Here is a 20,511-nt window from a genome sequence, read left to right on the forward strand (position 1 = left end):
ACGTGTCATATGAACTAATAGGCTTGTTAGCAGGTCTTGGTGCTGTTGTTGGTGTTTTAGCGGGTTTGCTGGGCATTGGCGGTGGCTTGCTGGTGGTGCCTGCCTTATTGTTTTTGCTTCCTAAAGCGGGCATCCCTCAAGAGTTTGCGATGCAGATGGCATTGGCGACTTCGTTATCAACCATTATTGTTACGTCAGGATCGTCTGCGATTAACCACTTAAAGTTGGGTAACGTAGAGATATTTGTCGTTAAATGGTTGATGCCAGGTGTGGTCGTGGGTGGTTTTCTCGGTTCTTTTGTCGCCGACATCATTCCAGCTCAATATCTACCGAAAGTCTTTGGTGTGATTGTATTGGTATTGGCATTACAAATGCTGTTATCGATTCGTTCTACGAGTCAGAAAGCGATGCCAGGCTCTGCAAAAACGATGTTATGTGGTGGCGGTATTGGTTTAGTCTCAAGCTTGGCTGGTATTGGTGGTGGATCTTTATCTGTGCCTTTTCTTAACCATCATGGTGTAGAAATGCGCAAGGCCGTGGGTTCCTCTTCGGTGTGCGGCTTTGTTATTGCTATTTCAGGAATGCTCGGGTTTATTTGGCATGGTTCGTCTGTAGATGATCTTCCAGCGTTTAGTTTGGGCTATGTTTACCTACCAGCTTTGGTCGCAATATCTTGTACTTCAGTTCTAACTACTCGAGTTGGTGCGAAACTGGCGACGCAATTGCCAACTCCCGTGCTAAAGAAATTCTTTGCAATATTTTTAATGTTTATAGCAGCTACAATGCTGCTGTAGTGTCTTTTTTGTCAGCTGCTGAGCTGACCGTTATTCAATTTAGATAGAGAGCCACGTATGTCTCAGGGTTTTATCGAATTCCCAAATATCGATCCTGTTCTTATCGAACTAGGACCAATTTCAGTTCGCTGGTATGGCTTAATGTACCTTGTTGGCTTTATGTTTGCTCTTTGGCTAGCAAATCGCCGAGCTGATCAACCAGACAGTGGTTGGACCCGAGAGCAAGTATCAGATTTGTTGTTTGCAGGCTTTCTAGGTGTAGTACTTGGCGGTCGTATTGGCTACGTACTTTTCTATAACTTTGACCTTTTCCTAGCAGACCCTCTTTACCTCTTTAAGGTATGGACGGGTGGTATGTCTTTCCACGGTGGTTTGCTTGGTGTTATCACTGCGATGTTCTGGTATGCGAAAAAGAACGGTCGAACCTTCTTTGGTGTAGCTGACATGATCGCGCCATTGGTTCCATTTGGTTTGGGCATGGGGCGTTTAGGTAACTTCATGAACAGCGAGCTTTGGGGCCGTGTGACTGATGTGCCATGGGCAATCGTATTCCCTAATGGTGGTCCACTTCCTCGTCACCCATCTCAACTTTACGAGATGGCGCTTGAAGGTATTGTGCTGTTCTTCATCTTGAACTGGTTTATCAAAAAGCCGCGTCCTCTTGGTTCTGTGTCAGGGTTATTCCTCGCAGGATATGGTACATTCCGCTTCTTAGTAGAATACGTACGTGAACCTGATGCTCATCTAGGTTTGTTCGGTGGATTTATCTCTATGGGACAAATTTTGTCACTGCCAATGGTTATCATCGGTGTGCTGATGATGGTGTGGGCATACAAGCGTGGTCACTACAAAGATGAATTACCACAACAAACGAAGTAAGGAACTGGTGTGAAACAGTATTTAGACCTCTGTCAGCGTATCGTTGATGACGGTACTTGGATTGAAAATGAACGCACTGGCAAGCGCTGCCTAACTGTGATCAATGCTGACCTTGAATATGATGTTGGTAATAACCAATTCCCACTGGTAACAACGCGTAAAAGCTTTTGGAAAGCGGCAGTTGCTGAACTGCTTGGTTATATCCGTGGTTACGATAATGCTGAAGATTTTCGCAAGCTAGGGACTAAAACCTGGGATGCGAATTCGAACCTGAACGAGGCATGGCTGAATAATCCTTACCGCAAGGGTGAAGACGACATGGGCCGTGTTTACGGCGTTCAAGGACGTGCATGGGCAAAACCTGACGGCGGTCATATCGACCAACTGAAGAAGATTGTTGATGATTTAACTAACGGTATTGATGACCGTGGCGAGATTTTAAACTTCTACAACCCAGGTGAGTTTCACATGGGTTGTTTGCGTCCGTGTATGTACAGCCACCACTTCTCTCTGCTTGGTGACACCCTGTACCTAAATAGTACTCAGCGCTCTTGTGATGTCCCTCTAGGTTTGAATTTCAATATGGTTCAAGTGTATGTGTTCCTCGCTATCATGGCGCAGATCACCGGCAAGAAGGCGGGCGTGGCTTACCACAAGCTTGTTAACGCTCATATCTATGAAGATCAACTTGCACCAATGCGCGATGTTCAGTTGAAGCGTGAGCCGTTAGCTGGCCCTACATTCCATATCAATCCTGAGATTAAGTCTCTAGAAGATTTAGAAACATGGGTAACGATGGATGACTTCTGGGTTGAAGGTTACGAATGCCACGAGGCGATTAAGTACCCATTCTCGGTTTAATGCAATCCGTTTTATTTGATTAAAAGGCTGCCATTGTGCGGCTTTTTTTGTACCTGTAGCTCGGTAACGAGATACGAAGAGCGTGTTTAGATTTGAGTCAGTGATATACGAAATATCAAACGCAGATAATGAGGGGAGTCGCTTTTTTTTTACTCGTTTACTCGAATCCCACACCTTCTTTTTCTTCCCTCATCGGCTCCTAAAAAGAAAAAGCCCGCAACCTAGGAGATTGCGGGCTTTGCTATAAGCGATGTGTCTTTCTAGCGGTTAAGCTATCTAATTCTTTAACTATTAAGCAGTCAGTGCTAACACAGTACCAGGCAGTACAAGGAATACTGCAACAAGGTAACCAGCGACTACAGACTTATTCTTCACAGCCATATCAGAAATGATGTCAGAAGCTTTCACTGGAAGTTCACGTAGGAACGGAATACCGAAGATGAATACCGTTGCCATGATGTTGAACACCAAGTGTACTAGAGCAATCTGTAGTGCGAATACTGCAAACTCACCAGATACTGCTGTAGCTGCAAGTAGAGCGGTAATACAAGTACCAATGTTTGCACCCAGAGTGAATGGGTAAACGTCACGTACTTTAAGAACACCTGAGCCTACTAGCGGAACCATCAAGCTTGTTGTCGTAGAAGATGACTGAACAAGGATAGTCACGATAGAGCCAGAAGCGATACCGTGGATAGGACCACGACCGATTGCATTCTTTAGAATCTCACGAGCACGACCAACCATCAGGCTCTTCATTAGCTTACCCATTACAGTGATAGCTACGAAGATTGTTGCGATACCAAGAACGATAAGCATGACGCCGCCTACAGTGTCGCCAAACGTTGATAGTGGTTCTTTAATCGCACTGACTACTGGTTTAGTGATTGGCTTGATGAAGTTAAGACCACCCATGCTCATATCACCTGTTGCTAGCATCGGTGATACTAACCAGTGAGAAATTTTCTCTAGAATACCAAATGCCATCTCTAATGGTAGGAAGATAGCGACGGCTAATAAGTTAAAGAAGTCGTGAATGGTCGCACTTGCGAATGCACGTTTGAATTCTTCTTTACAACGAACATGACCAAGACTAACAAGTGTATTGGTTACTGTTGTACCAATGTTTGCACCCATGATCATAGGGATTGCTAGCTCAACAGGTAAACCACCTGCCACAAGGCCAACGATAATTGAAGTAACTGTACTTGATGATTGAATAAGTGCTGTTGCCACTAAGCCGATCATTAAGCCTGCAACTGGGTGTGAAGCAAATTCGAAAAGAACCTTTGCTTGTTCGCCTGTTGCCCATTTGAAGCCTGTACCAACCATTGAAACTGAAAGTAATAGTAGGTAAAGCATGAATGCCAAGTTAGCCCAGCGTAGCCAACGAGTAGTGCTCGAAATCGGCGCTGCTGCAGTAGTAGCTTGGTTCATAATGTTTTCTCCATTGGACCGTTTAAGTCTGTGTTTGGTCTGTTTGTTTAATCTGAGCGTGATGTTAGAGGGGAAATATTTCAGTAATATTACATTTTGGTTTAGGTGAGACTTTTTTGTGATGATTTGCTGTTTAAATATCAAAACTTTAAATGGTGGTTGGTTAAGGTGTTGTTTTTAAATGATTTTATTTTGATTTTTGAGAGGTGATATAGATCTTAAAAGTTAGAAAAAAATTGAAAATAATCGCTTAAATATTACATTATGAAATTAGACACTTCGAAAAAATAAGTAGTAATCGATGTATAAGTTAGGTTTTTCCGAGTTTGTTGAGTGAGTGCGTCATATTTGATATAAAGGATATCTTCTCTTTTATTATTACGGCACATCTATGTCGCACCTCAACTACAACCACCTCTATTACTTCTGGATGGTTTGCAAGCAAGGTTCTGTTACTAAAGCTGCAGAAGCCCTATTTCTCACACCTCAAACGGTTACAGGTCAGATTAAAGCGTTAGAAGAGCGCATGGATGGCAAGTTAACTAAGCGCAATGGTCGCAGTGTTGAACCTACTGAGCTTGGTCAGCTGGTGTTTAAGTATGCTGATCGTATGTTTGGCTTAAGTTATGAGATGTTGGATATTGTGAATTACAGCCAGCACTCAAATATTCTGTTTGATGTGGGTGTAGCGGATGCGCTGTCAAAAAGGCTCGTGAGCAAGATCTTGATGTCGACGATTCCAGAAGATAACAGTATCCACCTTCGCTGTTTTGAATCGACTCATGAAATGCTTCTTGAACAACTCTCTCAACATAAGCTCGATATGATCTTGTCTGACTGTCCGGTGGATTCTAGTCAAAGCCCTGGCTTGTTTAGTAAGAAGCTGGGTGAGAGTGGTATGACTTTTTTCTGTTCTGGTAATGTAGAAGATGTGAGTTTCCCCGCTGTATTGGAGCAAAGGAAGCTTCTTATCCCCGGAAGTCGAACTTCTATGGGACGAAAGGTACTACAGTGGTTTGATAGGCAGGGTCTAAAGCCCGATATTTTAGGCGAATTTGATGATGCGGCACTGATGAAAGCTTTTGCTCGTTATCATCATGACGCTATTTTTTTAGCACCTACTCTCTATATATCTGAAGTTGAAGAAGACACATCGTTACAGCTGTTGGGTGGCATCGAAGAGTTAAAAGAAGAGTACTACGTCATATTTGCTGAGAGGATGATCCAACATCCAGCAGTAAAAAATGTATGTGACGCAGATTTTAGCAAATTGTTCGAGTGAGGTTGTTTGTTAATGAATTGATATCGATTATCATAACCCTACCATATGCCGGAAATTCTGATAGCCCGTAGTTGGCGTAAAGGTTGTAGGGAGCCAAACTATGAACTTAAAAGAGATGGAGAAGAACTCAGCGCAAGCTGTGATTCTACTTAAAGCCATGGCCAACGAGCGTCGCTTACAAATCTTGTGCCTGTTACATGGTACTGAGCTGTCGGTTGGGGAGTTGTGTGGCAAGTTAGAACTGAGTCAGTCTGCTTTATCTCAGCACCTTGCGTGGTTGAGAAGGGATGGCTTGGTTGATACTCGTAAAGAGGCTCAAACTGTATATTACACATTGAGTAGCGAAGAAGTAAAAGCAATGATTAACCTACTGCACGGTATGTACTGCAAGTAGCTTGTTGTTGGTAGGAGGGTAATCTCTTATCAGGAATAAGGTCGACACAAGGAAGTGTCAATATTTCACGTCGAACGTTAGTACCTATCAGTTATCTTTTATCAATCTACTCTCTTTGATCGATTTGTTAGACGTTTGTTTGTCTACTTATTTGTCTATCGGTCAACGAAACAATTTTAGTAAGAAAAATATTTTGTAATAAACCAATAGCTGTTAGTAAGAAAAACAACGTTCAGCGAGAAAAATAACAGCGTTACTCAAAATTTAGATATAAAAAAACCGGCCAAGGCCGGTTTTTTTCGTTTTGCGTTGTAATCAAATTTCTATTAAAGAGCTTTGATTGCAGCAGCGAAACGAGACTTATGACGTGCAGCTTTATTCTTATGAATAAGGCCTTTAGTCGCCATACGGTCTAGAAGTGGTGTAACTTCTACAAGAGCAGCAGTTGCAGCTTCTTTATCACCAGCTGCGATAGCTGCGATAGTCTTTTTCATGTAAGTGCGCATCATAGAACGACGGCTAGCATTGTGCTGGCGACGTTTCTCAGCTTGGATAGCGCGCTTCTTAGCAGATTTACTGTTTGCCAAGGGTCTAACTCCCAAAAACTTAGTTCGGTGACAATTTAAGGGCGAGGACTATCCCTCATTAGCGCTTAATTGTCAAATGATTTGTGCAAAAACCAATCGTAGCCAAACAAACTTTGGTATGGAAAGGTCATCGCGGTTAAGATGGCGGGGATTCTAACAGCATTTTTAGACCAATGCTAATAAATATGCTTCTTAGGACAGGATAGTATTTATCCTCGCTTGAAAGTAATCAACCAGTGTCAGAGGTTTCTGTGAGTAAAAGACTATTAAAGTCAGGCCTGATTGTCAGTGCAATGACTTTTGTTTCCCGTGTATTGGGGCTAGTACGTGATGTAGTAGTAGCAAATTTAATGGGAGCAGGAGCGAGTGCCGACGTATTTTTCTTCGCTAATAAAATTCCTAATTTTTTACGTCGACTTTTTGCAGAAGGTGCTTTTTCTCAAGCGTTTGTACCGGTACTAACGGAATATCACGCTGCAGGTGACAAAGATAAGACACGAGATTTAATTGCTAAGGTGTCGGGTACTCTCGGAGTTTTAGTATCTATAGTAACCGTTATTGGGGTATTGGGCTCCGGTGTGATCACTGCGATGTTTGGTGCCGGTTGGTTTATTGACTGGCTGAATGACGGACCTGCAGCCCCAAAATTCGAACTTGCGAGCTTTATGCTTAAGATTACCTTCCCTTATTTATGGTTTATCACCTTTGTTGCTTTATCTGGTGCGATTCTCAATACATTAGGTAAGTTCGCCGTCTCTTCTTTTACACCTGTGTTCTTGAATGTGATGATCATTGGCGCAGCATGGTTTATCTCTCCTAATTTAGATCAACCAGAAATTGGATTGGCTATCGGTGTATTTCTCGGTGGATTAGTCCAATTCCTTTTCCAAATGCCGTTCTTAATAAAAGCAGGTGTGTTGGTTAAGCCTAAGTGGGGTTGGAGAGATCCGGGTGTCGTTAAGATCCGCACACTAATGATCCCTGCGCTTTTTGGTGTATCGGTCAGCCAAATCAACTTACTGTTTGATACCTTCATTGCTAGTTTCCTAGCGACAGGTTCTATCAGTTGGTTGTACTACTCAGATCGATTGCTTGAATTTCCACTAGGGTTATTCGGTATCGCGATTGCGACGGTGATTCTTCCTGCTTTGTCTCGTAAACACGTAGACGCTCAAGGAGAAGGATTTGCGCATACCATGGATTGGGGCGTACGCATGGTTTTACTGCTTGGTATTCCTGCTATGTTGGGTCTGATTGTTTTGGCTAAACCCATGTTAATGGTGCTGTTTATGCGTGGTGAGTTTTCTCCCCACGATGTACAACAGGCGTCGATGTCGCTAGTGGCTTATGCATCAGGTCTGCTTAACTTCATGTTGATTAAAGTATTAGCTCCGGGTTATTACTCTCGCCAAGATACCAAAACACCAGTTAAGTACGGCATTATCGCTATGGTGACTAACATGGTGTTCAACGCGATCTTTGCTTACTTCTATGGTTATGTTGGTTTGGCGATTGCGACGGCCTTGTCTGCCTTTGTGAATATGGCCTTGCTATATCGGGGTTTGCATCTTGCGGGTGTCTATCAATTAACTAAGACAACTTTGTTGTTTAGTGCCAAGTTGCTTGTCTCTGGTGTAGTGATGGTCGCAGCCATTTTATGGCAGTTGGATAATATGCAACAGTGGCTGGATTGGGGCTTCAGTCAGAGAGCACTGACATTAACAGGCTTGATCGGACTTGGTGGCTTTGTTTATATTGTTTCGGTACTGATTTTAGGTATCCGAGTAAAACATTTAAAAGCAGCGACAGATTAATGCTGATTAGTATATAATCCGTCGGTTTCACACAATAAATGATGCAAATTACAGGTTTTAGCTGATCATAATGGAACTGATCCGAGGTATACATAATATTAAAGCGCAGCATCATGGCTGTGTATTAACCATAGGTAACTTCGATGGTGTTCATTTAGGGCATCAAGAAGTTCTGAGTCAGGTTTCTAATCAAGCTGCAGCATTAGGGCTCCCTTCTGTTGTTATGACGTTTGAGCCGCAACCTATGGAGTTGTTTGCTAAAGGTCGAGCGCCAGCGCGTTTAACTCGTTTACGAGATAAATATGTGCAATTGAGTAAGCTAGATATCAGTCGTTTATTGTGTGTTAATTTTAATCAGTATTTTGCTAGTTTATCCGCGGAAGCATTCATTAAGGAGCTTTTGGTTGATAAGCTTGGTGTGAAATTCTTGGTGGTTGGTGACGATTTTTGCTTTGGCAAAGGCCGAACAGGTAATTTCGCTATGCTTAAAGAAGCGGGTGAAAAATATGGTTTTGAGGTGGTGAGCACCCAAAGCTATTGCTTAAACCAATTACGAGTAAGCAGCACTGAGATACGAAATGCGTTAGCGGCCAATGACTTGGCTTCTAGTGCTACTATGCTTGGGCGTGACTACAGTATCAGTGGTCGTGTTTCTCATGGTCGTAAACTAGGGAGAACTATCGGTTTCCCTACCGCTAATATTCCATTAAAACGTTGTGTTTCTCCTGTGTCGGGAGTGTATGTTGTTGAAGCATTAGATATCGACGGTGTTCCTGTCGGTGGTGTTGCTAACATTGGACAACGACCAACAGTTAATGGGGTAAGGCAGCAATTAGAAGTACATTTTTTTGACTTTAAAGCCAATTTATATGGTAAACAGTTAGAAGTGCGACTTTTGCACAAACTGCGCGACGAGATAAAGTTTGAGTCGTTCGACGCATTAAAAAATCAAATAGAATTGGATGCTGAAGCCGCAAGGGTGTGGCTGCTTCAGCTAAAGAATTAGTCGGATGATTCCACCGATTAACATAATGTCTAACTTCGCCCAATATAACGGAATTAAGAATCGATGAGTGATTATAAAGATACCCTGAACTTACCAGAAACAGGGTTCCCAATGCGCGGCAATCTGGCAAATCGTGAACCAGAAATGCTTAAGCGTTGGTACAAAGAAGACCTTTACGGTGAAATCCGTAAGGCAAAGAAAGGCAAAAAATCTTTCGTGCTGCATGACGGCCCTCCATACGCGAACGGCGACATTCACATTGGCCACGCGCTGAACAAGATTCTTAAAGACATTATTATTAAATCTAAGACCCTTTCTGGTTTTGATGCACCGTACATCCCAGGTTGGGACTGTCACGGTCTTCCAATCGAGTTGATGGTTGAGAAGAAGAAAGGTAAGCCTGGTCAGAAGATTTCGGCTGCTGAATTCCGCGAAGAGTGTCGTAAGTACGCTGCGGGCCAAGTTGAAGGTCAGAAAGAGAGCTTCAAACGTCTTGGTATCATGGGCGAGTGGGATAAACCTTACCGTACTATGGATTTCGGCACAGAAGCGAACATCATTCGTTCTCTAGGCAAAATCGCAGACAAAGGTCACCTTCTTAAAGGTTTCAAACCAGTTCACTGGTGTACTGACTGTGGTTCTGCTCTGGCTGAAGCTGAAGTTGAATATAAAGATAAGGTTTCGCCATCTATCGATGTGAAATTTACTGCAGCTGACGAAGCGGCACTTCTAGAGAAATTTACTCTAGCGGAAGGTCACGCGGGTCAAGGCGAAATCTCAATCGTTATCTGGACGACAACACCATGGACTCTGCCAGCAAACCGCGCAGTATGTCTACGTGATGATCTTGAATACGTGCTTATCCAAGTTGAAGCGAATGGCGAACAGCCTGCTCAACGTATCGTTGTTGCTTCTGAATTAGCAAAAGACGTAATGGATCGTGCAGGTATTGAGCACTTCCATAATCTTGGTTTTGCGACTGGTGCTGATCTTGAGCTTTCTCAGTTCAACCACCCGTTCTACGATTTTACTGTTCCTGCCGTTCTTGGTGACCACGTTACTACTGATTCGGGTACTGGTGTCGTTCATACTGCGCCTGGTCATGGTCAAGAGGATTTCGTGGTTGGTAAGAAGTACAACCTAGAAATCGCTAACCCAGTAGGTTCAAACGGCGTTTACCTGCCAGATACTGAGCTATTCGCTGGTCAGCATGTATTCAAAGCGAACGATTCTGTTTTAGAAGTTCTAAAAGAGAAAGGTGCACTATTGCATCACCACGCTTACGAGCATAGCTACCCACACTGCTGGAGACACAAAACGCCAATCATTTTCCGTGCAACACCACAATGGTTCATCTCTATGGATCAAGCAGGCCTACGTGCAAAAGCACTAGAGTCAACAAAGAGTGTTGAATGGATGCCAGAATGGGGTCAAAGCCGTATCGAAGGTATGATCGAAGGTCGCCCTGAGTGGTGTATCTCTCGTCAACGTACTTGGGGCGTGCCAATTGCTCTGTTCGTTCATAAAGAAACATCAGAACTTCACCCAGATAGCCCAGCTCTTATTGAAAAAGTAGCGAAGCTTGTGGAAGAAAAAGGCATTCAAGCTTGGTGGGATGTAGACGCTGCTGAACTGATGGGTGCTGAAGACGCTGACAAGTACGAGAAAGTACTTGATACGCTAGACGTATGGTTCGACTCAGGTGTAACTCACTTCTCTGTTGTGGACTCTCGTGAAGAGTACAACTTCCCAAATGAAGAAAGAACGCACAGTGCTGATCTTTACCTTGAAGGCTCTGACCAACACCGTGGCTGGTTCCAGTCATCTTTGATTTCATCTATCGCGATGAAAGACGAAGCACCATACAAGCAAGTGCTAACGCACGGTTTCGTGGTTGATGGTAACGGCCGTAAGATGTCTAAATCTATCGGTAACGTTGTTGCTCCTAAAGATGTAACGAACAAGCTAGGCGCAGATATTCTACGTCTATGGGTTGCTTCTACGGATTACACTAACGAAGTTGCGGTTTCTGACGAAATCCTTAAGCGTTCTGCTGATGCATACCGTCGTATTCGTAACACGGCTCGTTTCTTCCTAGCGAACTTGAACGGTTTCAATCCTGAAACTGACCTAGTTCCAGCTGAAGAAATGGTTGCACTTGATCGCTGGGCTGTTGGCCGTGCTCAAGCTGCACAAGAAGAGATTGTTAAAGCATACGGTGAGTACAACACTCACGGTGTGACTCAACGTCTAATGCAGTTCTGTTCTATCGAAATGGGTTCTTTCTACCTAGACGTAATCAAAGACCGTCAGTACACAGCAAAACAGGGCAGCCATGCTCAACGTAGCTGTCAAACGGCGCTTTACTACATCGTAGAAGCTTTAGTTCGTTGGATGGCGCCTATCATGTCGTTCACTGCAGATGAAATCTGGAACGAGATGCCAAGCTCTTTACCAACTGGAGAGCAGCGCGACACGTTTGTATTCACTGGCGAGTGGTTCGAAGGCCTATTTGGTCTTGCTGACGACGAAGAGCTAAGCAACGAATTTTGGACTGAAATCCAGTCAGTTCGTGGCGCAGTGAACAAGCTTCTTGAAGATGCTCGTAAAGAGAAAACAATCGGTGGTGCACTGCAGGCTGAAGTTACTCTATACGCTGACGATGCACTAGCGGCTAAAATCAACAAGCTAGAAGATGAGCTACGTTTCGTACTTATCACTTCTGCTGCTGTTGTTAAGCCACTTAGCGATAAGTCTGATACAGCTCAAGCGACAGACGTTGAAGGTCTGTACGTTGAAGTTGCAGCAACTGAAGCTGAGAAGTGTGACCGTTGCTGGCACCACACTCCAGATGTAGGCACAATTGAAGGTCACGAGAAAATTTGTGGTCGTTGTGTGTCGAACATCGACGGTGAAGGCGAAGTGCGTAAGTTCGCATAACGACTCAGAGAAAGACTGAACTTTTTGTAAAAATCATAGCCCCAGTATCAACTGGGGTTATTTTTAATTATAGGAAATGTGTTTAACCAAGCTGACTTCTCGTGTTCATTCTTGAGAATGGATAATGAGATGATTTGACTGAGTAGATACTAGGAATAGAAATGAGTGAAGTTTCGTTAAAACAATCTGGTGTGCGTTGGTTATGGTTGGCTCTGCTGGTTTTCGTTGCAGATATCGGCATCAAACTTTTCGTTATGGACAACATGGGTTATGGCTGGGCAAACCGTATTGAGGTGCTGCCATTCTTTAATTTTTTGTATGTTCATAACTACGGCGCGGCATTTAGCTTTCTGAGTGATCAGAGTGGCTGGCAGCGTTGGTTGTTTACTGGTATCGCCTTTGCGGTAACTGGCATGCTGACATACTGGATGAGTAAACTACCTGCGGCAGAGAAGTGGAATAACATTGCTTATGCGATCATCATTGGTGGCGCTGTTGGTAACGTATTTGACCGAGTAGTACACGGCTTTGTTGTCGATTACTTAGATTTCTACTGGGGTACTTACCACTGGCCTGCGTTTAACTTAGCGGATATGGGGATCTGTATCGGTGCAGCGATGATCATCTTAGATGGTTTCCGTAAGAAAGACGAAAGCAAATAGGCGACTCTAATAGTAATGAGTATAAAGTAAATTGCTTTGAACTAGATGGCCTTAAAGTCAGTCTATGACTCACAGATTAGAATAGCCCTAAGCGCTGTCGGTTGATTCCGACGGCGCTTTTTTTTATGCTGCTCTTAATAAGGAAGCAAAACAGAATGCCCCTTCAAATAATAAAGAAATCTAAGGAAAGTAACGTGGCAACAATTAAAAATGATTCAGCAGTAACCTTACATTTTACGATTAAAATGAAAGATGGTTCAGTTGCCGATAGCACCGAAAATATGGGCAAACCTGCGAAGTTCGTTATGGGTGATGGCAGCCTAAGTGAGAACTTTGAACAGTGCCTGATTGGTCTTGAAACGGGGACTGAAAAGTCTATCGAATTGAAGGCGCAAGATGCGTTTGGTATGCCGAATCCTGATCATATTCACTATATGGATCGCGCGAAGTTTGTTGGTGACTCTGAAGTTGAAGTGGGCACTATCATGGCTTTCTCCGGTCCTGACGGTATGGAAATCCCTGGGATTATCACCGAGATCGCGGGTGATTCAGTGACGGTTGATTTTAATCACCCATTAGCAGGTCAAGACGTTACTTTCGATGTCAACATCTTAGCGGTTGAATAATTATCTTTACGGTGGAGTAGCTATCTTAACGGTAGAATAACCATCTTAACGTTAGAGTAGCACCGCCTACAGCTGTGATGTAACCCAGAGCTTCACTGTCTAGACGCTTCACTGTAGAATGCGAACCTCGCTGACGGCGAACTCTATAGAAACAACCTTAGTTCCGCGGTAAATGATGAGCAATGAAATGAAAATAATGTTAGCTAACCCTCGTGGCTTTTGTGCCGGTGTCGATCGTGCGATCAGTATCGTAGAGCGTGCACTTGAAATGTATCAGCCACCGATTTATGTTCGCCATGAAGTGGTACATAACCGCTTTGTTGTTGAGGGGCTCAAGCAGCGTGGTGCTATTTTTGTCGAAGAACTGAGTGAAGTGCCAGACGACAACATCGTGATATTCTCGGCTCACGGTGTTTCTCAAGCGGTTCGTAAAGAAGCGAAAGAGCGTGAGTTAACGGTATTTGATGCGACGTGTCCTTTGGTGACTAAAGTTCATATGGAGGTTGCTCGTGCGAGCCGCAAACATATGGAAGTGGTACTGATTGGTCACGCGGGCCACCCTGAAGTGGAAGGCACCATGGGTCAATACGCTAGCCAAACCGGTGGTATGTACTTGGTTGAAAGGCCAGAAGACGTACAGAACCTAGTAGTGAACGACCCGAGTAACCTGCACTACGTTAGCCAAACAACGCTATCAGTTGATGAAACAGCAGATGTGATTGAAGAGCTACGTCGCGTGTTCCCTGAGATCCAAGGTCCACGTAAGGACGATATCTGCTACGCGACTCAAAACCGTCAAGACGCAATTCGTGAAATGGCAAACGATGTAGACGTTGTAATTGTCGTTGGTTCTAAGAACTCATCGAACTCAACTCGTTTAAAAGAGCTGGCTGAGAAGCTAGGCACGCCAGGTTATCTAACAGACTGCCCTGAAGACATTCAAACTGAATGGGTTGAAGGGAAAAAGAAAATAGGTGTAACAGCCGGAGCCTCTGCTCCTGAAGAGCTAGTAAACCAGATCTTAGATCGGATTCGTGAGTTGGGTGCTACCGAGGTTGAAGAGATTCAAGGTCGCGAAGAGAACATGTTCTTCGAAGTACCCAAAGAGCTACAGATTAAGCAAGTCGACTGAACTCTAGTGATTCGTAACAAGACGATTCGTAAACACTAGCGATTTGCAAACACTATTGATTTGTAAACAGCAGGAAGCCAACGTGATACGTTAGCTTTTTTGATCGTGCTTTGGAACAGGGCGTCGAACTTCTAACGGGTTACTGGAGACCGAGTTGCTCTTTTAACGTCTTGAGATAACGACGACTGACAGGTACTTCAAAGCCGGTCAGGGTAATGATCTCTGCTAATCCATTTTCTAATAATTTGATTTCTTGGATCGATTTTATGTTGATCAAATACTGTCGGTGACAGCGGATCAAGTCGGTTTTTTCTTCGAGGATTTTTAGTGTTAACTGTGAGGTTGCGGTTTGCGATGAGCTACGTACGTGGACACCGCTGATATCGGAATACGCGCACTCGACCGTTTGACTTGCCATTATCACAATACGGTTATGTCCAATACATGGAATCTGCTCTAAATGACAGGGAGCAATCGCTGAGATGTTCTGGTCTGGTGCTTTCTGATTTTGTTTTATGACCTTATTTAGGCGACAAACGCTCTTGTTTAATCGACAAGGCTCGACTGGCTTAAGTAGGTAATCAAAAGCGTTATCTTCAAAGGCTTGAATAGCATATTGGTCGTAGGCGGTAACGAATACCACGTAAGGCATTGTGTCTGGGTCAAGCATACTCAGCAGTTCGATCCCGGTAACCTGAGGCATTTGAATATCCAAGTACACCACATCTGGCTTGAGAAGGTTAATCTGCTTAAGCCCTTCTATCGCGTTGCTCGCTTGGCCGATGACTTCCACTTCTCCGGTTTCGGTTAGTAGTTCAATCAGTTCTTCGCGAGCAAATAGCTCATCATCGACAACTAATGCCTTTAACATCCTACAATCTTCATCTTGATTTCATCCCTGTTTTATTCACGTTATGCTTTTAAATGTTAGCTTTAAATATGTCTACTCGGAGCTATTCGTCTTCGCAAATATCATTATTTTAATTTAGGTATGATAAAGCTCATTCGAGTAAATTGCTGTGGTTGAGATTCTATTTTTAGCGCTGAATCTTGTCCAAAGAAATTAGTGAGTCGTTTATCAACAATTTCCATTCCTAAACCGACATGGTCTGGTGACGGCTTTTGATAAGTCCCGGCATTATCCTCAACAACCAACTTGAAGCCACCTTTGAAAGCCTCGCTGTAAATCTTAACTTGACCACCTTCGAGCATATTGGAAATCCCATGTTTTATCGCGTTTTCAACTAATGGCTGCAAGGTAAAGCTTGGTAGCTGTGACTCATACAGTTGCGGATCGATATTCCATTCCACTTCCAGTCGGTCGGTAAAGCGTGCTTTTTCTATGGTCAGGTAAGCGTTGACGTGTGCAAGTTCATCTTTGAGCTTTACGGTGTTGATGTTCTGCTTTAGGTTACTTCTAAAGAAGTGGGACAGATGCTGAATCAACTCCCGAGCTTTATCTGGGTCGCGACGTGTCACTGCGCTGATGGTGTTAAGCGCATTGAACAAGAAGTGTGGATTCACTTGAGCGTGCAGCAGTTTTATTTCTGCTTGGGTAAGTAGCGTTTGCTGTTGCTGATAGTTACTAAACAGGATTTGGCTCGACAAGAGTTGAGCGATACCTTCACCCATCGACATGTTGATAGTCGAGAATAGTTTTAGTTTTGGCTCATACAGTTTGATGGTGCCGACGACCTCGTTACCCGCGCGCAGTGGGATAATTAGGGCAGAGCCTAATTTACAATCCTGCGACAGTGAGCATTGGTATGGATTCTCTTTGCCATCAAGGTAGATAATGTCGTTCTGTTCCATCGAAGTGAGTGTGCTTTGTGATGAAATCGGCGTATTGGGAATATGGTGTTCATCACCAATGCCGACGAACGCGAGAATTTTTTCTCGGTCGGTAATCGCGACCGCCCCAACATTGGTCTCTTCATAAACGATACGTACGATTTTTTGTGCGTTATCGGAATTAAACCCACCATGCAGAATACCTACCGAACGTTCGGCGATGGTTAATGCGCGACGTGAGAAGGTCGCTGAGTATTTTTCGAAGATGGTTTTACGGTCTTGGATGATACTCATAAACAGCGCAGCACCGACTGAGTTAGCAATGATCATTGGCGCCGCAATATCGGAAACCAGAGCATAGGATTGCTCAAATGGTTTCGCGACAGCAAGCAGAATCAGCATCTGAATAATCTCTGCAAACAGGGTTATCGAGAAAACCACCATCGGATTAAACAACTGGCTGGCTTTGTTTTTTCTGACTAAGTAAACGTGTAATAGGCCACCAATTAAGCCTTCTGCCGTAGTGGAGATAGCACAAGCTAGATCGGTGAATCCACCCAAAGAGTAACGATGGATACCGCCAGTAAAGCCGACCGCAAAACCAACCACAGGGCCGCCAAACAGGCCGCCCATAACCGCACCCATTGCACGCGTATTGGCTATCGCGTCATTAATCTGTAAGCCGAAATAGGTGCCCATAATACAGAACAGAGAAAACAGAACATAACAGCTGACTTTATGGCTTAAGCGTGAAGATATGCTCAACAAAGGCAGAATCAGTGGAGTTTTACTTAGCATATAAGCAATCACTAAGTAGACACAGGTTTGTTGCAGCAGAGAGAGAATGAGTTCCATATTTTCACCTATTGAGACGCGTGTTAAGTGTAAAGCTCATTGCGTAGTAACGGTAGCTTCGCTTGTGTTTTCGTTGGTTATATTGCTTGGTTATTGCTTCAGAAAGCTGAAGTATCCAAGTTGATGTACTAATGTTGATTGAACTAAGTTGAGATACAGTAAAGCCCATCACGGTGGATGGGCTTTAGTCTTATTTTCCACGAATCAGCGAGTGATTACGGGAGCAAGCGAAGTGTGTTTGGCTTGTTCTTTTGTCTTTCTATGAAGACTTGTCTCTTCTTAAAAGAGCTTTCAAGAACTAGGCGGTTTTAGTCACGCCCTTTGCTTCTTTCTCTTCTTGTTCATCAGTAAGATCGATATCGCCTTTGCCTTTCGAGATTTTGATAACGTAAGCCGCAACACCGAATGCACTCACCACACCGATGATGGTTGAAAGCTGCATTGGTAGACCAAAGCCTAGTTGGCTGTTGTTGAGGATGAATGTGATACATACAGACGTCATGAAGATAGCTGGAACCGTTGTTACCCAGTGCAGTTTGTTGTGACGAAGTAGGTAAGCTGAAGCTGTCCACAACATCATTACTGCCGTTGATTGGTTAGCAAAACCGAAGTAGCGCCAGATGATACCGAAATCTACTTGAGTCAGGATGCCACCAAGAACGAACAATGGTAGAGCCATTAGTAGGCGGTTACGCAGAGTTTTCTGTTCCATGTTGAAGTATTCAGCAAGGATAAGACGGCTTGAACGGAATGCAGTGTCACCCGAAGTGATAGGTAGGATAACCACGCCAAGGAAAGCAAGGATACCGCCGAACACACCCAATAGACCAAATGAAGCGCTGTATACCACGTTACCTGGGCCGCCGTTTGCAATAGCATCAGATAGAGACTCAACTGAACCGAAGAATGACAGAGCAAGTGCACACCAAATTAGAGCGATGATGCCTTCACCAATCATTGCACCGTAGAATACGAAGCGACCGTTCTTCTCGTTTTCCATACAACGCGCCATCAAAGGAGACTGAGTTGCGTGGAAGCCAGAAATAGCACCACAAGCGATAGTGATGAATAGAGCAGGCCAAAGTGGTAGGTCATTCGGGTTCATGTTGGTGAACATGTCTTTCATCTCGAAGCCACCCATGATTTGGTGCTCGTCAGATAAACCAATCGCAGTGATTAGGCCTACAGACATGAAGATAAGCAGTGCGCCGAATAGTGGGTAGAAGCGACCAATGATTTTATCGACAGGGACAATCGTTGCGATGATGTAGTAAGCAAAGATGATAACAACCATAGTGCTTGTAGACATTACGAAATCAGTTTGGTCGTTCACTAGGTTAGTGATCATGCCTGCAGGAGCAGAAACGAAAACCACACCAACAAGAAGCAGTAGAACAATGGCAAAGATGTTCATAAAGTGTTTTGCGCCATTGCCTAGGTAACGTCCCGTGATCGTTGGAACCGAAGCGCCACCATTGCGGATAGATAACATACCTGAGAAGTAGTCGTGTACTGCACCTGCGAAGATGCAACCTAGCACGATCCAAAGCATTGCAGCTGGACCGTAAAGGGCACCCATGATAGGGCCGAAGATTGGACCGACACCCGCGATGTTAAGCAGTTGAACTAGGTAAACCTTTGGCGTCGACATTGGAACGTAGTCCACGCCATCTTGCTTAGTATGAGCTGGTGTTTGACGCTTTTCATTGATACCGAAAATTTTCTCAATAAAGGCACCGTAAATAAAGTAGCCACCAATGAGTGCTGCAACACAGGTAAGAAACCACATCATAATTTGTTATCCCTGAATGTATTAATTAAGTCAGGGTGTATATTAAAGAAGTCGAAGAGAATAAACTTCCGCTTCCTGAGTGAGTGGTCGAATAGCAAATTTAGTGGTGCTATGACTGATTGAATGGTTTGTTATTGGACGAAAGTGGCGAAGATTAGACAATGAGTGGACATCGACTGGTGTTCAGCGGAGAATCACAAACAAAGCAATGCTTCGTCAGGAAGTGGCTCTGTAAAAATAAAGGATTGAAATGAAAAAAATAATCGCACTATTCACTGTGGCATTTAGCCTTGCAGGATGCAGCGCTAATGTTCAAGATTTAGCCGCTGAAGGCAATTGGCAAGAGATCGGCTACCGTGATGGCATCAAAGGCCACACTCAGCGTTCGTATTCAGATATGACCGCGCTTGGTGCTGTTGATCAAGCCAGTTACACAGAAGGTTACCACCTAGGCGTTACTGAATATTGCAATCCGAACCATGCTTATCAGATTGGTTTATCTGGTCAGGTATATGAAGGTGTGTGTTCTGGTACGGAAGACGCTCAACGTTTCCGTATGGAATGGCAACGCGGCTGGGATGAGTTCTCAAACGACTATTAAGCCCAAGCTAGCAATAGAAAATTAGATATAAAAAGACCGGTACTTTATGTGTGCTGGTCTTTTTATATGTAGCGAGAGTAACTCTCAACCGCATAAGCCGATTATTGATTATTCTCGACGGCTTTTCTCAAGAAGCCATTTTGCTTATCAAGTTGAGCCTTGGCTAACTCTAAATCTAGCCCTGTTAGAATTATCAAAATAGATAACTTCACATCGTAATCAGTCGTTTTAAGTGTCGATACTGCCAGTGCTTTATCACACTCCGTTGCTTGGATAACGATACGAGCAGCGCGGGCAACCAACTTTTCATTGGTCGCTTTTACGTCGACCATCAGATTTTGGTAGCTTTTACCGATACGAATCATGCTGGCAGTCGTTAGCATATTAAGTACTAGCTTTTGTGCCGTACCTGACTTCAGTCGTGTTGATCCCGTTAAGGCTTCTGGGCCAACCACTGGGCTAATTGCGATTTGAGCAATCTCAGCAATTGGAGAACCTGGGTTACAAGACAGCGCAACTGTAACCGCGCCAAGCTGATTGGCATAGTTGAGTGCACCTATTACGTAAGGAGTGCGACCACTGGCTGCTATGCCAACCACAACATCATTTTCTGAAAACTGAATCGCTTTGAGATCTTCAATTCCGAGAGTCAGTGAATCTTCTGCTCCCTCTTTGGCTTTCAAAATTGCTTCTGGTCCGCCTGCAATTAGGCCGATAACCATTTTGTCTGAAACGCCGAAAGTCGGTGGGCATTCTGATGCGTCTAACACACCTAATCGACCACTGGTGCCTGCGCCCATATAAATCAGTCGGCCACCGTTTTGAAAGGCGTAAGCGATCTTATCAACCGCTTTCGCGATCTGTGGCAGTTCCGCCTCGATCGCCAGTGGTACCTGTTTGTCTTGTTGGTTAATCTTTTCAACCACTTCGAGAGAGGTGAGCAGATCAATATCCATAGTGTCAGGGTTTCTCCCCTCCGAAACGAGGTGCGAGAGCGCTGATATGAGAGCGTCGTTACTCATAATGATCCTTAAATGGTGATTCTAAAATGATGGTTC

General features: G+C 44.0%; 18 protein-coding genes. 12 read left to right on the forward strand and 6 right to left on the reverse strand.

The features are described from left to right. The first annotated feature begins 2 nt into the window (after positions 1-2). Genes ACFI6G_RS11610 through ACFI6G_RS11620 form a run of 3 tightly spaced genes read left to right on the forward strand, consistent with a single transcriptional unit; the run spans position 3 to position 2,534 of the window. Positions 3-794, forward strand: coding sequence for a sulfite exporter TauE/SafE family protein (locus ACFI6G_RS11610; RefSeq protein ID WP_010434824.1), 792 nt, complete (start codon positions 3-5; stop codon positions 792-794). A gap of 57 nt (positions 795-851) precedes the next feature. Continuing rightward, on the forward strand, positions 852-1,673 hold the full coding sequence (gene lgt, locus ACFI6G_RS11615) for a prolipoprotein diacylglyceryl transferase (protein ID WP_010434825.1): 822 nt from the start codon (positions 852-854) through the stop codon (positions 1,671-1,673). A gap of 9 nt (positions 1,674-1,682) precedes the next feature. Continuing rightward, on the forward strand, positions 1,683-2,534 hold the full coding sequence (locus ACFI6G_RS11620) for a thymidylate synthase (protein ID WP_010434826.1): 852 nt from the start codon (positions 1,683-1,685) through the stop codon (positions 2,532-2,534). 291 nt (positions 2,535-2,825) lie between these two features. Here the strand turns inward: ACFI6G_RS11620 and ACFI6G_RS11625 are convergent, their stop codons facing one another. Continuing rightward, a complete protein-coding gene (locus ACFI6G_RS11625) occupies positions 2,826-3,971 on the reverse strand; it encodes a Na/Pi symporter (protein ID WP_010434827.1) in 1,146 nt (381 codons plus the stop codon). Between the two features lie 391 nt (positions 3,972-4,362). On the opposite strand from ACFI6G_RS11625, the gene nhaR reads away from it, so the two are divergent. Both nhaR and ACFI6G_RS11635 read left to right on the forward strand, forming a co-directional pair. After that, entirely contained in the window at positions 4,363-5,253 is an 891-nt protein-coding gene (gene nhaR, locus ACFI6G_RS11630; protein WP_010434828.1) for a transcriptional activator NhaR, read from the forward strand. Positions 5,254-5,353: 100 nt separating this feature from the next. Beyond that, positions 5,354-5,647: an ArsR/SmtB family transcription factor gene (locus ACFI6G_RS11635; protein ID WP_010434829.1), complete on the forward strand. Its 294-nt coding sequence runs from the start codon at positions 5,354-5,356 to the stop codon at positions 5,645-5,647. A 326-nt stretch (positions 5,648-5,973) separates the two neighbouring features. Here ACFI6G_RS11635 and rpsT read toward each other — a convergent pair whose 3' ends face one another. Then, positions 5,974-6,234 (reverse strand): 30S ribosomal protein S20, encoded by a 261-nt coding sequence (gene rpsT, locus ACFI6G_RS11640; protein ID WP_004739529.1) that lies wholly within the window; start codon positions 6,232-6,234, stop codon positions 5,974-5,976. Positions 6,235-6,485: 251 nt separating this feature from the next. Here rpsT and murJ point away from each other — a divergent pair, with 251 nt between their 5' ends. The 6 genes from murJ (at position 6,486) to ispH (ending at position 14,414) form a co-directional block, all read left to right on the forward strand. Then, positions 6,486-8,048 carry a murein biosynthesis integral membrane protein MurJ gene (gene murJ / locus ACFI6G_RS11645; RefSeq protein ID WP_010434830.1) on the forward strand — a complete coding sequence of 521 codons (1,563 nt, stop codon included), beginning with the start codon at positions 6,486-6,488 and terminating at the stop codon, positions 8,046-8,048. Between the two features lie 70 nt (positions 8,049-8,118). Then, positions 8,119-9,054 (forward strand): bifunctional riboflavin kinase/FAD synthetase, encoded by a 936-nt coding sequence (gene ribF / locus ACFI6G_RS11650; protein ID WP_010434831.1) that lies wholly within the window; start codon positions 8,119-8,121, stop codon positions 9,052-9,054. Positions 9,055-9,117: 63 nt separating this feature from the next. Further along, positions 9,118-11,994, forward strand: coding sequence for an isoleucine--tRNA ligase (ileS, locus tag ACFI6G_RS11655; protein WP_010434836.1), 2,877 nt, complete (start codon positions 9,118-9,120; stop codon positions 11,992-11,994). A 161-nt stretch (positions 11,995-12,155) separates the two neighbouring features. Continuing rightward, positions 12,156-12,656 carry a signal peptidase II gene (gene lspA / locus ACFI6G_RS11660; protein ID WP_010434837.1) on the forward strand — a complete coding sequence of 167 codons (501 nt, stop codon included), beginning with the start codon at positions 12,156-12,158 and terminating at the stop codon, positions 12,654-12,656. A gap of 194 nt (positions 12,657-12,850) precedes the next feature. Continuing rightward, complete coding sequence (gene fkpB, locus ACFI6G_RS11665; protein ID WP_016767727.1) at positions 12,851-13,282, forward strand: FKBP-type peptidyl-prolyl cis-trans isomerase; 432 nt, start codon at positions 12,851-12,853, stop codon at positions 13,280-13,282. Positions 13,283-13,457: 175 nt separating this feature from the next. Then, positions 13,458-14,414, forward strand: a complete 957-nt coding sequence (gene ispH, locus ACFI6G_RS11670; RefSeq protein WP_029189243.1) for a 4-hydroxy-3-methylbut-2-enyl diphosphate reductase — start codon at positions 13,458-13,460, stop codon at positions 14,412-14,414. Between the two features lie 139 nt (positions 14,415-14,553). On the opposite strand, the gene btsR is transcribed toward ispH, so the two are convergent. The 3 genes from btsR to ACFI6G_RS11685 all read right to left on the reverse strand — a co-directional run bounded on the left by btsR (position 14,554) and on the right by ACFI6G_RS11685 (position 18,852). Further along, positions 14,554-15,285 carry a two-component system response regulator BtsR gene (gene btsR / locus ACFI6G_RS11675; RefSeq protein WP_010434840.1) on the reverse strand — a complete coding sequence of 244 codons (732 nt, stop codon included), beginning with the start codon at positions 15,283-15,285 and terminating at the stop codon, positions 14,554-14,556. Between the two features lie 104 nt (positions 15,286-15,389). Next, positions 15,390-17,060, reverse strand: coding sequence for a sensor histidine kinase (locus ACFI6G_RS11680; RefSeq protein ID WP_016793011.1), 1,671 nt, complete (start codon positions 17,058-17,060; stop codon positions 15,390-15,392). 298 nt (positions 17,061-17,358) lie between these two features. Continuing rightward, positions 17,359-18,852 (reverse strand): carbon starvation CstA family protein, encoded by a 1,494-nt coding sequence (locus tag ACFI6G_RS11685; protein WP_016789763.1) that lies wholly within the window; start codon positions 18,850-18,852, stop codon positions 17,359-17,361. 250 nt (positions 18,853-19,102) lie between these two features. Here ACFI6G_RS11685 and ACFI6G_RS11690 point away from each other — a divergent pair, with 250 nt between their 5' ends. After that, the gene (locus ACFI6G_RS11690) at positions 19,103-19,453 is read left to right on the forward strand and encodes a DUF2799 domain-containing protein (protein ID WP_010434845.1); all 351 of its coding nucleotides are present in this window, start codon (positions 19,103-19,105) and stop codon (positions 19,451-19,453) included. 101 nt (positions 19,454-19,554) lie between these two features. Here ACFI6G_RS11690 and murQ read toward each other — a convergent pair whose 3' ends face one another. Continuing rightward, a complete protein-coding gene (gene murQ, locus ACFI6G_RS11695) occupies positions 19,555-20,475 on the reverse strand; it encodes an N-acetylmuramic acid 6-phosphate etherase (protein ID WP_010434846.1) in 921 nt (306 codons plus the stop codon). Between the last annotated feature and the right edge of the window lie 36 nt (positions 20,476-20,511).

Source organism: Vibrio sp. PSi01 (genome assembly GCF_054960695.1).